We start from the raw sequence: 577 nt of genomic DNA on the forward strand, positions 1-577 counted from the left end.
GAAGGCGGCCTGACAGCCGACCACGATTGTGGGAATGGTCGGACAATCCTCCGGGCTGTGGCAGATTTTTCCGACGAGCTCTGGCGGTTGCAGGGTGGGAAGGGCTGTCGCTAGTCTTTCCCCGCCGCTGCAAATTCAGCGGCCGGGCCTGGAAACCCGCAAGTAAAAGGGCGTTATTTCAATCCTAATGGAGCGCCAACATGTCTGAAGATAACTCTGGGCCAACAAAAAACGATTCCATATCTCCCGAAGCCAGCCAGATTCCCCCGATACTCGATGAAGCCGCCAAACGCGCCATCGACCACTATCTTGACCCCAAACCTCAAGCCAAAAAGAAAAAGCCCTCAGGTCAACTGTTCGCCGTCGTGGACGGTGTCGACACCGAAAGCCTGCTGGCCAACCTCAGCGAAACCCTGGCCTCAGCCGATGCCATGGTCAGCGACCTTGCCTTCGACCTGAAAGGCTCGCGACGCCATGTTGCCCTTGGCATTCAGCAACTGATCGAGCTGGGCGCTTTATTGGCGAATCGGATGCTGGACAACGTCAATACACAACCCTGACCACACCGCACGCAGAA

At 56.8% G+C, this 577-nt stretch carries 1 protein-coding gene; it reads left to right on the forward strand.

The genetic code is table 11. The features are described from left to right. The first annotated feature begins 200 nt into the window (after positions 1-200). On the forward strand, positions 201-560 hold the full coding sequence (locus tag OC610_RS28580) for a DUF6124 family protein (RefSeq protein WP_264433113.1): 360 nt from the start codon (positions 201-203) through the stop codon (positions 558-560). Positions 561-577 lie beyond the last annotated feature (17 nt).

Source organism: Pseudomonas agronomica, assembly GCF_025917275.1.
In the GTDB taxonomy this organism is placed as follows: domain Bacteria; phylum Pseudomonadota; class Gammaproteobacteria; order Pseudomonadales; family Pseudomonadaceae; genus Aquipseudomonas; species Aquipseudomonas agronomica.

Bases quoted from the DNA above. Each gene is read 5' to 3' on its own strand.
- OC610_RS28580 (WP_264433113.1), top strand. From the start codon at position 201: ATGTCTGAAGATAACTCTGGGCCAACAAAAAACGATTCCATATCTCCC.